Genomic DNA, 13990 nt, shown 5'->3' on the forward strand with positions numbered 1-13990 from the left:
TAATTATGGACATCTGTGGTATAAACATGGAGTGTGAGAAAGGGAGGATCTTGATGGATTATCGTATTGAAAAGGATACGTTAGGCGAAATTAAAGTACCATCTGATAAATATTGGGGAGCCCAAACACAGCGAAGTAAGCAAAACTTCCCGATTGGCAACGAAAGAATGCCGAAAGAGGTTGTTCATGCGTTTGCTATCCTTAAGAAGAGCACGGCAAAGGCCAATTACGAACTAGGCCTTCTGGAAAAAGAAAAGGCGGATGCGATTGCTCATGCAGCGGATCGTATTACGAATGAAGAGCTTGAAGAGCATTTTCCTCTTGTAGTATGGCAAACCGGAAGCGGCACACAGTCCAATATGAACGTTAATGAAGTGATGGCGTATGTAGGGAATGAATGGCTGCAACAACAAGGGTTTGAAGCACGTCTCCACCCTAATGATGACGTGAACAAATCGCAAAGCTCAAACGATACATATCCAACAGCTATGCACGTTGCTTCAGTACTTAAAGTAAAAGAAGCAGTATTACCTGCGTTGGCAACATTAAAGAAAACCTTAAAAGAAAAAATGGAAGCGTATAACGAAATCGTAAAGATTGGTCGCACGCATCTACAGGATGCCACACCTTTAACACTCGGCCAAGAAATTTCCGGTTGGCATCGTATGCTTGAAAAAACGGAAAAGATGATTGAAGATAGTTTGACGTATGTACGTGAATTAGCGATTGGCGGAACAGCAGTTGGAACAGGTTTGAATGCTCATGTAGACTTTTCAGACAAAGTTTGTAAAGCCATTAGTGAATTTACTTCAGAGGAATTTGTTTCAGCATCCAATAAGTTTCATGCGCTAACAAGCCACGATGAGCTCGTCCACACCCACGGAGCTTTGAAAGCGTTAGCAGCAGATCTGATGAAGATTGCTAATGACGTACGTTGGTTAGCTAGTGGCCCTCGTTGCGGTATTGGTGAAATTACCATTCCAGCAAATGAACCTGGAAGCTCCATTATGCCTGGGAAAGTGAACCCTACTCAAAGTGAAGCTGTTACAATGGTGGCCACTCAAGTGATGGGGAATGATGCTACAATTGGCATTGCCGCGAGCCAAGGGAACTTTGAACTGAATGTCTTCAAGCCAGTTATTGCTTATAACTTCCTGCAATCATGTCAGCTTTTAGCAGACAGTATGGAGTCATTTAACGAACGTTGTGTTGAAGGTTTAGAGCCGAACCAAGAGAAGATTGATCAGTATTTAAAAGATTCACTCATGCTCGTTACGGCGTTAAATCCACACATTGGTTATGAGAAAGCAGCTACGATCGCGAAGCATGCTTTTAAACATGAACAAACGTTGAAAGAAGCAGCAGTAGATACTGGCATTCTTACAGCAGAACAAGTAGATGAGTATATTGATCCAAAAGCGATGACAAAACCTACCCAATAAACACACGAAGGAGCCCTCCGAGATGACTCGGGGGCTCTTTTCCATACTTATTCAATTATTTTCCGCCATACTGTTGTTCAGCCATTTGTACAAGACGTTTAGTGATTTCTCCGCCTACTGAACCGTTTTGACGTGCTGTAGAGTCTGGACCTAAGTTTACGCCGAACTCCTGAGCAATCTCATACTTCATTTGGTCAAGTGCTTGTTGTACACCAGGTACTACAAGTTCGTTAGAGTTGTTATAAGCCATGTGTGTTCACCTCTTATCATCATGTATTGGTGGGCTCTTCTCTGGATGTTTACCATGATGGCCCCTGTTTGAAAGTTGAGGTTTGTGTTTCTGTGTAATCCTATTGTGTGAAAAACGAGGGTTCTTATGAGAGGTAATTATCTCCAATGGTTTTAGAGGAAATTACCATTTCATTTTGTTCATAGTTTTTAGGAGTAGGGTCACAATAGATATCACAGGAGGTGAAAACATCATGGCTTACAACAACTCAAATGAATTAGTAGTACCAGGTGTACAACAAGCATTAGACCAAATGAAAACTGAAATTGCTCAAGAATTTGGCGTTCAACTTGGTCCAGACTCCACTTCCCGTCAAAATGGATCTGTTGGAGGAGAGATCACTAAGCGTCTAGTACAGATGGCTGAACAGCAGTATGGTGGTTCTCAACAACAATAACAACTTCATACTATGGCTGAAGAGGGATGGGCAACCATCCCTCTTTTTATGGTAAGCTTGCACTTCTTTCTTATTATGAATTAAAGCAGGTGAGAACATGTTCATTTGTCCAGCTTGTAATGGATTTGAAGTCCTTTCTTTTTCTTGTCCTGAGTGTGAAGGAGAAATGACGGACCGTGGCAGATTAGTGGATTATTTAGATGAATACAGCCCGTATCTAGATGATGAAGGGCTAAAATTAGTAGATGGTTTAAAGCATTCAACAGATGAGCATACGTGTCTTCATGTACTCTATTGTTCACAATGCGAAACAACAAGTGAGTACGCTATTCAAGAAGAACAACAATAAGTGTAGGTTAGAGGAGTGGGCTTAAGAAAAGCTCACTTTTTTGTGGGAGAGCATCGTTACGCGTATCGAAAGTGTCGGGACGGGCGCCCAAAGCGTCGGGACGCGCGCCCGGAGTGTCGGAACGAGCGCCGGGAGTGTCAGGACGTGCGCCCGGAGTGTCGGAACGAGCGCCCGGAGTGTCAGGACACGCGCCGGGAGTGTCAGGACGTGCGTGGAAAGTGACGGAATGCGCGCCGGGAGTGTCAGGACGTGCGTGGAAAGTGACGGAATGCGCGCCCGGAGTGTCAGGACGCGCGGCCGGAGTGACGGAACGCACGCCCGGAGTGTCAGGACGAGCGCCGGGAGTGTCAGGACGTGCGTGGAAAGTGACGGAATGCGCGCCCGGAGTGTCAGGACGCGCGGCCGGAGTGACGGAACGCGCGCCGGGAGTGTCAGGACACGCGCCCGAAGTGTCGGGACACGCGCCCCAAGTGACGGAATGCGCGCCGGGAGTGTCAGGACGTGCGCCCAAAGCGTCGGGACGCGCGCCCCAAGTGTCGAGACACGCGCCCCAAGTGACGGAATGCGCGCCCGGAGTGTCGGGACACGCGCCCAAAGCGTCGAGACACGCGCCCCAAGTGACGGAACGCGCGCCGGGAGTGTCAGGACACGCGCCGGGAGTGTCAGGACGCGCGCCCAAAGTGACGGGACGCGCGCCCCAAGTGACGAGACACGCGCCCCAAGTGACGAGACGCGCGCCCAAAGTGACGAGACGCGCGCCCCAAGTGACGAGACGCACGCCCCAAGTGCCAGGACACGCGCCCAAAGCGTCGAGACGCGCTTCCTAAGCGTCATAACACCCCCATTACACAACAAACACAAAGAGGCTGCCTCCCAAAAGGGGCAGCCTTTCATGTGTTTACCATTTAGCGAATACGGATTTCAGTGTCTTTGTCGAAGAAGTGTGATTTGTTCATATCTAAAGCAAGATCAATCTTCTGTCCGCCAGTAATGTCAGAACGAGAGTCGACGCGGGCAATGAATTCTTGGCCTTTAACGGAAGAGTATAGGTAGGATTCAGAACCCATAAGTTCAGCTACATCAATCGTTGCGTTAATTTTCGTATCCTGGCTGGATTCGATGAAAACAGGCTCATCGTGAATGTCTTCTGGACGAATTCCAAGAACAACTTCTTGATTCACATATCCACGTTCGCGTAAGATTTTCATTTTCCCTTCAGGTACTTTAATACGATAATCATCAATATAGAAATCGCCATCTTTTAGTGTACCGTGGAAGAAGTTCATGGCTGGAGATCCGATGAATCCACCTACGAATACATTTTCAGGCTCATCGTACACATCTTTTGGACGGCCAACTTGCTGGATGAATCCATCTTTCATAACAACAAGACGTGTAGCCATCGTCATAGCTTCTGTTTGGTCGTGTGTAACGTAGATCGTAGTTGTTTGGAGGCGCTGGTGAAGTTTTTGAATCTCAGCACGCATCTGAACGCGAAGTTTTGCATCAAGGTTTGATAAAGGTTCGTCCATTAGGAATACTTTTGCATCACGAACGATCGCGCGACCTAGTGCCACACGCTGGCGTTGACCGCCTGATAGTGCTTTTGGTTTACGATCTAAGTATCCTTCTAGTCCTAAAATTTTAGCAGCATCTTGAACGCGACGATCGATTTCATCTTTTTTAAATTTACGAAGCTTAAGGCCAAACGCCATGTTATCGTACACGTTCATATGTGGATAAAGCGCGTAGTTCTGGAATACCATCGCGATATCACGATCTTTTGGAGCTACGTCGTTCATTCTTTTATCGTCAATCATGAAGTCGCCACCTGAAATTTCTTCAAGTCCAGCAATCATACGAAGTGTAGTTGATTTCCCGCAACCAGAAGGACCAACGAATACAATAAACTCTTTATCTTTAATATCAAGGTTAAAGTTATCTACTGCTGTGACTTTATTATCATAAACCTTTTGGATACCATTTAATTTTAATTCAGCCATTTGTTCTTCCCCCAATTTATGAAAGCGTTTTATTTACTAACTTAAGTGTAGATAATTCTGTTAAATTGGTAAATGGAAGAAGTGCACAAAGATCGTTTAATCGTTTGTGCACTTTACCGAAGGCTAGTCCTTATGTTGAAGATTAAGAATGGCTAAGTAGGTGATAAGTGCACCTTGGAACTGTTTTACATCAATGCCTGTTTTCTCAATAAACTTATCAACACGGTACTGAAGACTGTTTCGGTGCATGTATAAATTCTTAGCAGCAAGAGTAGTGTTTGAGTTGGATTCAAGAAAGACTTGAATGGTATGTAAAAGATCAGAATCTTCGATGACGGGTTGGAGCAATGTGTATGTAATGTTAGCTGCTTGTTCTTGGCTTAAACCATCTAAATACATATATGTAATCGCATCTTGATACGTAACGACAGGCTTGGGGTGATAGCGTAGCATCTTCTTAAAAAGCGTCTCGCCCCATGAATATGCATGGCGAATATCATTCTTGGAATGATAGTACGGCGTAATATAAAGGGTGAGTTTTGTGTAGAAATCACTCATTAAAACGTCAATCATTTGCTCATATTCGATGTATTCCCTTTCTTTCTGAAATTGTTCTTCAATGATTATTCCCTCGTGTTGATTGTTCCAGATAATAGGCATCTGGTGAGGGAAGAGGCCTTGGATGGCTTCACGAAATACGTCTGAATCAATTTCTTGATTGGTTAATGAGAAATAGACAAATCGAAATGAGGACGGAAATAGAGTGTTTTCATCGGGGTATTCGTTACCAAGAATCCATCCTTGCCAAAGTTTTTCCCTGGTTGTAAGAATTGGATGCTGTTCAACAAAAGGCGTGAGGAATGTATTTAATAGTTCGTATTCTTTTTTAGTTATCGTACTTTTAGGGATGCCAATAATCTCTTGCTCGGTGGCTTTGAACCAGTGGTACCGATCCCAGTCATCATTTGATTGGCTTAGTAAAACGGCTTTGGGGAAGATCGCATGGATTTGTTCAAACATTAGAATCCCTCTTTCTTGTAGTAAGTGGGTAGTGAGTTATCTCTATATAACCCATTATACCAATTGGATTAATAAGGTGACAGGCTATCGCTTTTTTTCCAAGCGATGGTAGTGTATAATATACTTATAAGGGTACTAAACCAATAAGCTTTTTATAGATAGATTTTTGAAAAGGGGGTACTTGACCATGGCAGATCAAGAAGTACAAGACATGAACCAATATACGCAAGATATGAAAAATCGCTTAAAGCGTATAGAAGGACAAGTTCGCGGTGTATTGAAAATGATGGAAGAAGATAAAGAATGTAAAGACGTTATTACTCAATTATCAGCTGCTCGCTCCGCGATCGATCGTTCTATTGGCTATATTGTAGCAAAGAACTTGGAGACGTGCCTGCGAGAATCTCAGGAAAATGGAGAACCAGCAGACGAACTTATTCAAGAGGCCGTTCAAATGATTGTAAAGAGTCGTTAGTATAGGGAAAAGGCGATCCGTTATGGATCGCCTTTTTTGTTGGACGGGAGCTACTGCTTTTGGTTTTAATGTTTTTGGTGTTGGGTTTTATTTGAGAAGGCTTCGTTTTGCTTTGGTAGCTCGCGTGCCTCTTCGATTTGAGCTCGGTTATATCTGGAATTAACCGTTCCACCGGCCATTCCTTCATTAATCATACGGTCGACATCAACCTCATAGTTTTCCCGGCTGTCTCGTTCTCTTTCATTTTTTGGATGTGCCATTTCTTTAATCATCTCCTTTCTGTTTCTAGTTTTCCGTCGTATGAGAAGGGCTATGCATAGCCCTTCTCTTCTGTCATACATTTAGAAGTAGAAGGAGAGGTGATCTGCGTTGGATCAATCTGATTTTATGAAAAACTTAGAAGCTGCCATTGAAGATGAGTGGACAGCTAATGATTTCTATAAACGATTAAAAGAAGAGACACCGAACCCGCTTTTTAAGGAATTTATAGAGCATGCTGAAGACGATGAAGAGAAGCACTACCATAGCTTTCAGAAACTGTATTATCAGCTGACGGGTCGCTATTATGAACATCCAATGAAGCGTATTGAATTTGAGTCTTTTGAAGATGGAGTGGTCGAAGCTCTTAAAGATGAATTAGAAGCTTCGGAATTATATAGGGATATGCTCTTTCATATGCCGGTACAATACGCCTATGAGCCGTTATTTGTAGCTATGACAGATGAAATGGAACACGCAACGAGGTTCTCGACCATATACGGTCGCTTGAGATAAATCGAAAGGTCTGGAGTACGATAAAGGGGTAAAGCGTGCCTGGCACGCTTTACCCCTTTAGTTTGTGAAAGATGCGCTCTTCGTGTGAGGGAGGGCGTATCTTTATGTTTTTGAGATTCGTTGTTGATAAAGAAATTTGGCGTATCGATATGGATAGGAGAGGATTACATTTTGTTCGCGTTTGAAGGTAGGGTGGTCATAAAGAACATACCCCGGCTTAGAGTTCGCTTCAAACATCCAAACTTGGCCCTCCTGATCGATCCCAAAGTCAAAGCCAATCTCTCCGAGTGGTCCTTTAAGGGTACGATCTAGCACTCGACTTATCTCTAGAGCGGATCGTTCGAGCTTCGTGTATACCTGTTGACTTTCATGGTCGTCGAATAACTCCTCTAACGTATGAAGAGATCCTCCTCTACGTACATGAGTGGTTAAGCTGCCTTTACCAGCAAACTTCGTGCAGATTGCTGTCACTACCCATTCGTTTTTTTCGTTTTTATTTGTATGCACTCTGTAGTCCATAGGGGTGGAGCGTTTTGTTTTGAGTTCTATTTCTGGTTGTACAATATACCCATACAGGCCGTTAGGGAACTGCTGATTGATCATAATTTGACCATCTTGGTAGCGCTGATGGACGAGCTTTTCACCTTCGTAGTACTGACATTCAATTTCTCCTGTTTCCTCTCTTAAGCGACAGCGTTTAATCCCAGTCCCCTTACTTCCGTGAATAGGTTTAATATAAAGCTTTTTCTCTTGTTGAAGCATTTCAAGCACACGTTCTGGTGATGGGTGTAATGTTGTTTGAGGAAGGAAGTGAGAGACCTGATAGGTGCGCTTTAATCGATCATAAATTTTCCACTTGTTAAAGAAACCTGAGTTGAACCAAATCGTTCGGCTTTGTAATTGTTTTCTTATACGGATGACGAGGGGGTGATGTTCAATCTTACGGTTCGGGATTCGGTCATAGATAACATAGGGGAAAGGGTAGGTTTTTCGTTCCCATACGCCATTATGAAACACATAGCCATGTATCGTTTCGTCTTCCATGTTTACATGCTGATAGCCAAATACAATGGTTTCAAACCCGTAAGATTGTCCGGTTATAGACATGGCTTCAAAGATAGGTGTCCGATCACCAATGGGGGTCTCTCGATTTTCTGTGAAACCTGCTGTGAATATACCAAGTAGAGGCTGAAGCCATACATTTGCCTCTTCGACAGAACAAGAAAGGGTAGAAAGATCAGGTAACTTTAGTACTTCTTGTAATTGAGATGACAAATAAATGGTGTCGTCATTTTTTTGATGGGTCATCACTTCTATATCGTTTGATCTAACCCCGCACCAGATGGTTTGGACTTTGTGAAAGGCAGGGTACACTTCTTTAGGCACAATGATTCTCATCTTTTGACTTGTATACGTTTTAGCATAAAAATAATAGGTTTCCATGGCTTTCTGGCCTCCTAGATCACCGTTTCCCTATCATTTTATGAGGAGAGAAAACATTTCATGCGAAGGCTTTTCTTACCTTATTGATTTGGGTATACTATACTTTTAGTGAAAAGATGGAAGAAGAAAGGTAGATCTCATGAATACATTTTTATTAATCCTGATGATGGTCGCAATTGGAGCCCTAATTGGTGGGATGACAAACTCCCTTGCGATTCGCATGTTATTTCGCCCGTTTAAGCCGAAATATATCTTTAACAAACGAGTCCCTTTTACACCTGGTTTGATTCCAAAACGCCATGATGAATTGGCGGAGCAATTGGGGAAAATGGTAACGGACCATTTGTTAACACCAGAAGGAATACAGCGAAAACTAGAAGATGATGCGTTCAGGCAGCAAGTTGTAGAGTACGCACAGAAAGAGGTTACATCGTTTTTATCTAGTGATCGGTCCTTGCAACATGTATTAAATGACTTTCACATCCCTGTAAATCAGCAAATGATTGAAAGTAAACTAAAAGACTTTACAGAAGATAAAGTCGAAGCCTATATGAAAGATGCCAGAGCTAAATCAGTTCGGGAATTAATTGGTGACAATGCTTTCTATAAAGGGAAAGCGCAAGTGGGTAAAGCGAGTGAATACATTTTAAAGCAGATTGATGATTTCATCTCCAGTGAAGAGGGCAGAGCTAAGATCGGCGCAATTATTGAAGATTACCTAGAAGGACAAGGGTTCCTTGGTAATATGATCTCGTCCTTCATGGGGAATCAAGGCCTAGCTGATAAAGTGCAACCTGCTGTTTCTGATTTCTTAAACTCAGAAGATGCGCATTACTGGTTAAAAGAAGTGCTTCATACAGAATGGGATAAATGGATGGAAAAACCGTTCTCCGTATATGAAGAGAAACTAGGTATAGAAGGAATTCCTGATAAAATTAGTGAGCAAATTGTATCATCCATCCCCACTGATGTATGGCTTGAGCGTTCAATCGCTGAACATACCAAGAACCTTCAACCTTATATAGTGGAGACTCTCGTACCTCAGCTCGTTGGTCAGTTGGGAGCAGCCCTTTCGTCTCGTCTACCATCCATTATGGAAACCTTACATTTATCAGAAGTTGTTCGTAAAGAAGTGCAAGCTTTCCCGGTAGAGCGTCTAGAAGATATTGTATTAGGGATCTCCAAGCGTGAATTTAAGATGATTACGTATCTTGGAGCGTTACTCGGTGGGCTAATCGGTCTTATCCAGGCTGGAATTATTCTTTTACTAGGATGAATAATGGGAATTGCTATACACAGCTAGTCTCGTTTGTTATAGTGGAAAGGAATGAGAAGAAAAACAATTGTAGGAGGCTTATTCATGGCTAATATCTATGATCACGCTTATGAGCTAGAAACAGCTCTACGCAACAGTGAAGAATTCACACAATTACAAGAAGCATACAATGCAGTAATGGCAGACGAAGCTGCGAAGCAAATGTTCGATAACTTCCGCAACACTCAAATTGAACTTCAGCAGAAACAAATGCAAGGTCAAGAGATCTCTGAGGAAGAAGTTGAGCAAGCTCGTAAAGTAGTTGAGACTGTACAACAACACCCTCAAATTTCTAAACTTATGGAACAAGAGCAACACTTAAACCAAGTGATTAACGATGTTAGTCGCATCATCACGAAGCCTCTTGAAGACCTATACGGCGCTGGAGAAGGCGAACAACAATAAGACTATTAAACCCGCTAACCTTTAAGGTTAGCGGGTTTTTTATGTTGGTTTTGTTCATTTTTATTGTGAGTTTGTTCAAGAATAGGTCAGTAATCTTGAGGTCTCGAATCTGAGAGAATGTTTCCGTTAGCTTTAGTTGAGTGTAAGGTGGGCCTGGAAACTACTCGCTTTCCTGTGGGGAGCTGGTGAGCCTCCTCACCCGGCAAAGCCGGGCTCCGGGTCTCACCTAGGCTCTTCTGCCCACGGGAGTCTCGCAGTTTCCATGCCCACCTTTTCCATACTAGGGTGAACGGAAACATGTTGCCATATAGGACATCAGATCCCCTGACGTGAACCTCAAGCCCAACCACTCACCAAACATACCAGCCCCTCCCGACTCAAACATTCAACTTTAATTCCTCCATAAAAGGTGACTTATATGAAATAAAAAAATTTAACAAGATCAAGCCATTTAGACATCATGACAAGTTCTCGAGAGGCTATTAAGGCATACATACCTCACATACCTCAAAAAAAATACAAAACAGATAATAAACTTAAAAATCAACGCCCCATAGCTCAGCGCCTAGTGATTTCTCATCTAATCTCTTCTTCATAAAAGTTCAAGCAAGGTTGATAGAAATATGGTGAACTTCTTGAACGATTCATTTTCCGCAATATTGCACTAAGTTTAACGAATTCCCATACTATGTAAATTTTTAGATAAAAGCAGGATTTTTTAAGAAGTTCCTCGAATGTTGTTTGTACGATTGTAGCGGTTTATGACTTTATTAAACGAATGGAGGAGCTTTATGAGTTATTTTACGATAGAACGGGCAGATGGGATTACGCATTTGAAATTAAATCGACCGGATAAAATGAATGCTTTAAACCAAGAGAGTCTTAGGGAGCTAAAGCATCAACTGCAAAGTATTGAAGATAACCAGGACTCCATTGTTATCCTTTCTGGTACTGGAAAAGGGTTCTGTGCTGGTGGGGATTTGGCGATGATGCAGGGGACACAGGATAAACAAGCTTATGAGGAAGTGATGGATGACATAGAAGAGGTTATGATGCGCTTATTTTTAATGAAGAAACTGGTTATATCTGCAGTCCATGGTCCTGCTGTTGGATTGGGGCTTAGTTTAGCGTTAGCTTGTGATTATGTGCTTGCTCATAAAGAGGCGAGTCTATCTATGAACTTTATTGGTGTTGGTTTATTACCTGATGGAGGAGGCCATTTTTGGCTTCAAGAGCGGTTGGGTACTCAAAGAGCTAAATTGTTTGCATGGGAAGGAAAGGCTTTGTCTGGAGAAGAAGCTCTTACGCAAGGTTTAGTAGATGAGGTGTGTGAAGGGGAAGTAGAAGATGCTGCTCAAAATCTTGCAGCTTATTGGAGTAGAAGGCCATTACAAGCTATGATTCGTTCGAAGCGTGTGTATCACGGACAGTCGGTTCAACGTTTGAAGCAATTGATGGATCAGGAACGCATCCATCAGTATGAATTACGTCTTACAGATGATCATAAAGAAGCGGTAGCAGCATTTATGGAGCATCGTTCCCCTGTTTTTAAAGGGGAGTAACAATAGAGCGCCTGTCCTGGTTTGATCCAGGCAGGCGCTTTTCGATTTAACGATGGAATAAAACCATACGACCATCTGGAGATACACAACGGTGGGTATGTTCACTATACCCGTTGTCTTCAAGAAGGTTTTGGCCAATTTTCTTAGCATCGTGATCGTCTTGTGCTTCAAAGGACTCTTCTAATAATTGAGTCCCATCTGGAGCGAAGACTGTTAAAATGTATGCTTCCACAATTCATTCCTCCTATCTTCCTAACATATTCGTAATTGGTTGATTTTTTTCCTTCTTCCTAAATCATGAAACCTTTCACAGATTTATACGTATTCATAAAGGAGAAGGGGGAGTACAAGTATGACATTATCATTAGATCAAGTAACAAAGCACTTCGGATCTCATACAGCTGTTGATCATTTGTCTCTAACGATACCAGAGAGCCAAATCTTTGGCTTCTTAGGCGCAAATGGAGCGGGGAAAACCACTACATTCCGAATGATTCTAGGACTAATGGACACGAGTGAAGGGTCCATCCAATGGAACAAGGAGACAATTGACTACAGTAAAAGCCATCTTATTGGCTATTTACCCGAAGAACGTGGATTGTATCCGAAATTAACTGTGAAAGACCAATTGATTTACCTTGGAAAACTAAGGGGCATGTCGAAGCAAGAGGTGTTAAGTGAATTAGATCATTGGTTGGAGCGTTTTCGAGTTCCGGAATACAAAAATAAAAAAATCGAAGAGTTGTCTAAAGGAAATCAGCAAAAAATTCAATTTATATCTGCAGTCATTCATAAGCCGAAACTGCTTATATTAGATGAACCTTTCTCAGGGCTAGATCCTGTTAATGTTGAGCAATTGAAGCAAGCGGTGGTGAACCTTAAAGAAAACGGAACATCGATTGTGTTCTCATCTCATCGTATGGAACACGTTGAAGAACTTTGTGAGCACTTATGTATTTTACATAAAGGGAAACCTGTGGTTCATGGTGGATTAAAAGAGATCAAACGCTCATTTGGAAAGAAAAATCTCGTTGTGCATGCGGATTTCGATTTAAACTATCTACGTGACATTCCAGGTGTTGTATCGTATCGGGCTGTTGGAGAAGGTTGTGAACTGCAGGTAGAAGCAGAAGAGATAGCGGAGCGTGTATTTGAAGCGTTACAAGGAAAAGGATTTGTTCGCACATTCGACCTTGAAGAGCCTTCTTTAAACGATATCTTTATAGAGAAAGTGGGGGCTTCTTATGAATAAGTTCTGGATTGTTATGAGTCATACTTATTTCAGTCGACTAAAGTCTAAGACGTTTCTAATTACTACAGGTATTATTTTATTGCTTATAGTTGCCTTGACAAATTTCCAAAGTATTATGGACTCGGTTGGAAGTAGTGAGGAGGAGAGTACTCAGGCTCCAAAAGTTGCCGTGGTTGATAAAACAGGGGAGTTCATTAATCCTTTAACAGAACAACTAAATGCCCAACAAGCTGAATTAGAACTCGAATCTTACACCGATGGTGAGGAAGAAGCGAAACGAGCTGTTCAAGAAGGCGAATATAGAGGGGTGTTAACGCTTCAATCGAGTGGAGACGGCATTCCTACCGGTACCTATTATACGAAACAAATTGCTGAGAACAGCATTAGTGGACGTCTACAGCAGGCTTTACAACAAGTGAAAATAGCTGTCGCTACAGAAAGAGCAGGTATTGATCAACAAACGGTAAATGGAATATTTGCTCCAGTACCATTTGAGAAAGTTGCTCTTGATAAAGAGGCAAAAACCGAGGAAGAATTAAGTGAAGCTCGTGGTCTTGTATATGTAATGCTATTTCTTCTTTATATGGGAGTTATCATGTATGGAAACATGATTGCGCAGGAAGTAGCGCAGGAAAAGTCTTCTCGTGTAATGGAAATTTTAATTTCAAGTGTGTCGCCTGTTACGCAAATGTTTGGGAAGATCATTGGAATTGCTTTATTAGGGGTCACTCAATTTGGATTGATCTTAGTTGTTGGGGTTCAGGCTGTCACAGCTAATATGGATAACCTACAAGGTGGCATATTCACCTACTTTGGGCTTGGAGATGCCAATACCTCAACGCTGATCTTTGCTGGTGTCTTCTTCTTGCTAGGATATCTATTATACGCAACGCTCGCTGCAATGCTAGGGTCGCTTGTAAGTCGTACAGAAGATGCTCAACAAGTTGTCACTCCGATGATCTTACTTATTGTCGCTGCATTTATGATCGCGATGTATGGATTAAATGCTCCTGAGACTACGTTAGTCACCGTAACATCGTTTATTCCATTCTTTGCACCGATGTTAATGTTTCTTCGCGTAGGAATGCTAGATATTCCTTGGTGGGAAGTAGGAATTTCAATCGGCTTACTTATTGGCACGATTCTCCTTCTGGCTGTTGTTGGAGGACGTATTTATCGTGGTGGTGTATTAATGTATGGAAAAGGAAATATGATGAAAAGTTTCAAGCGTGCTTTCCAGTTATCGAAAAAAGAATCGTAGTCA

16 protein-coding genes are annotated in these 13990 nt (G+C 42.3%); 10 read left to right on the plus strand and 6 right to left on the minus strand.

The genetic code is table 11. From position 1 onward, the window contains the following. Window positions 1-53: 53 nt before the first annotated feature. On the plus strand, window positions 54-1442 hold the full coding sequence (fumC, locus tag ACYX4O_RS04025) for a class II fumarate hydratase (protein ID WP_476354791.1): 1389 nt from the start codon (window positions 54-56) through the stop codon (window positions 1440-1442). A gap of 55 nt (window positions 1443-1497) precedes the next feature. On the opposite strand, the gene ACYX4O_RS04030 is transcribed toward fumC, so the two are convergent. Next, window positions 1498-1692, minus strand: a complete 195-nt coding sequence (locus tag ACYX4O_RS04030; protein WP_036786799.1) for an alpha/beta-type small acid-soluble spore protein — start codon at window positions 1690-1692, stop codon at window positions 1498-1500. A gap of 232 nt (window positions 1693-1924) precedes the next feature. Between ACYX4O_RS04030 and ACYX4O_RS04035 the strand changes: the two genes are divergently transcribed. Both ACYX4O_RS04035 and ACYX4O_RS04040 read left to right on the plus strand, forming a co-directional pair. Continuing rightward, window positions 1925-2128, plus strand: a complete 204-nt coding sequence (locus ACYX4O_RS04035) for an alpha/beta-type small acid-soluble spore protein (RefSeq protein WP_036786801.1) — start codon at window positions 1925-1927, stop codon at window positions 2126-2128. Window positions 2129-2225: 97 nt separating this feature from the next. After that, a complete protein-coding gene (locus ACYX4O_RS04040; RefSeq protein WP_476354793.1) occupies window positions 2226-2477 on the plus strand; it encodes a hypothetical protein in 252 nt (83 codons plus the stop codon). 905 nt (window positions 2478-3382) lie between these two features. Here the strand turns inward: ACYX4O_RS04040 and ACYX4O_RS04045 are convergent. Further along, window positions 3383-4480 (minus strand): ABC transporter ATP-binding protein, encoded by a 1098-nt coding sequence (locus ACYX4O_RS04045; RefSeq protein ID WP_476354795.1) that lies wholly within the window; start codon window positions 4478-4480, stop codon window positions 3383-3385. A 123-nt stretch (window positions 4481-4603) separates the two neighbouring features. Then, window positions 4604-5500, minus strand: a complete 897-nt coding sequence (locus ACYX4O_RS04050) for a PucR family transcriptional regulator (protein WP_476354797.1) — start codon at window positions 5498-5500, stop codon at window positions 4604-4606. A gap of 187 nt (window positions 5501-5687) precedes the next feature. Here ACYX4O_RS04050 and ACYX4O_RS04055 point away from each other — a divergent pair, with 187 nt between their 5' ends. Beyond that, on the plus strand, window positions 5688-5975 hold the full coding sequence (locus ACYX4O_RS04055; RefSeq protein WP_229721282.1) for a metal-sensitive transcriptional regulator: 288 nt from the start codon (window positions 5688-5690) through the stop codon (window positions 5973-5975). Window positions 5976-6040: 65 nt separating this feature from the next. Here ACYX4O_RS04055 and ACYX4O_RS04060 read toward each other — a convergent pair whose 3' ends face one another. Continuing rightward, window positions 6041-6235, minus strand: coding sequence for a hypothetical protein (locus tag ACYX4O_RS04060; protein WP_036786810.1), 195 nt, complete (start codon window positions 6233-6235; stop codon window positions 6041-6043). Between the two features lie 109 nt (window positions 6236-6344). On the opposite strand from ACYX4O_RS04060, the gene ACYX4O_RS04065 reads away from it, so the two are divergent. Next, window positions 6345-6749, plus strand: coding sequence for a ferritin-like domain-containing protein (locus tag ACYX4O_RS04065; RefSeq protein WP_476354800.1), 405 nt, complete (start codon window positions 6345-6347; stop codon window positions 6747-6749). A gap of 102 nt (window positions 6750-6851) precedes the next feature. Here the strand turns inward: ACYX4O_RS04065 and ACYX4O_RS04070 are convergent, their stop codons facing one another. Beyond that, complete coding sequence (locus ACYX4O_RS04070) at window positions 6852-8192, minus strand: YheC/YheD family endospore coat-associated protein (RefSeq protein WP_476354802.1); 1341 nt, start codon at window positions 8190-8192, stop codon at window positions 6852-6854. A gap of 139 nt (window positions 8193-8331) precedes the next feature. Here ACYX4O_RS04070 and ACYX4O_RS04075 point away from each other — a divergent pair, with 139 nt between their 5' ends. From ACYX4O_RS04075 to ACYX4O_RS04085, 3 genes are all read left to right on the plus strand, one after another. Further along, window positions 8332-9468 carry a DUF445 domain-containing protein gene (locus ACYX4O_RS04075; protein ID WP_476354804.1) on the plus strand — a complete coding sequence of 379 codons (1137 nt, stop codon included), beginning with the start codon at window positions 8332-8334 and terminating at the stop codon, window positions 9466-9468. 84 nt (window positions 9469-9552) lie between these two features. Then, the gene (locus ACYX4O_RS04080) at window positions 9553-9912 is read left to right on the plus strand and encodes a YlbF/YmcA family competence regulator (protein WP_188655610.1); all 360 of its coding nucleotides are present in this window, start codon (window positions 9553-9555) and stop codon (window positions 9910-9912) included. A 791-nt stretch (window positions 9913-10703) separates the two neighbouring features. After that, window positions 10704-11474, plus strand: a complete 771-nt coding sequence (locus tag ACYX4O_RS04085; RefSeq protein WP_476354806.1) for an enoyl-CoA hydratase — start codon at window positions 10704-10706, stop codon at window positions 11472-11474. A 46-nt stretch (window positions 11475-11520) separates the two neighbouring features. On the opposite strand, the gene ACYX4O_RS04090 is transcribed toward ACYX4O_RS04085, so the two are convergent. Beyond that, complete coding sequence (locus ACYX4O_RS04090; protein ID WP_207529283.1) at window positions 11521-11706, minus strand: YhzD family protein; 186 nt, start codon at window positions 11704-11706, stop codon at window positions 11521-11523. 120 nt (window positions 11707-11826) lie between these two features. Here ACYX4O_RS04090 and ACYX4O_RS04095 point away from each other — a divergent pair, with 120 nt between their 5' ends. Both ACYX4O_RS04095 and ACYX4O_RS04100 read left to right on the plus strand, forming a co-directional pair. Continuing rightward, window positions 11827-12726, plus strand: a complete 900-nt coding sequence (locus tag ACYX4O_RS04095; RefSeq protein ID WP_476354809.1) for an ABC transporter ATP-binding protein — start codon at window positions 11827-11829, stop codon at window positions 12724-12726. Then, complete coding sequence (locus ACYX4O_RS04100; RefSeq protein ID WP_476354811.1) at window positions 12719-13987, plus strand: ABC transporter permease; 1269 nt, start codon at window positions 12719-12721, stop codon at window positions 13985-13987. The genes ACYX4O_RS04095 and ACYX4O_RS04100 overlap by 8 nt, the downstream gene beginning before the upstream one ends. Window positions 13988-13990: the final 3 nt, after the last annotated feature.

The sequence above is a fragment of the Pontibacillus sp. ABV4_188 genome, assembly GCF_056311905.1.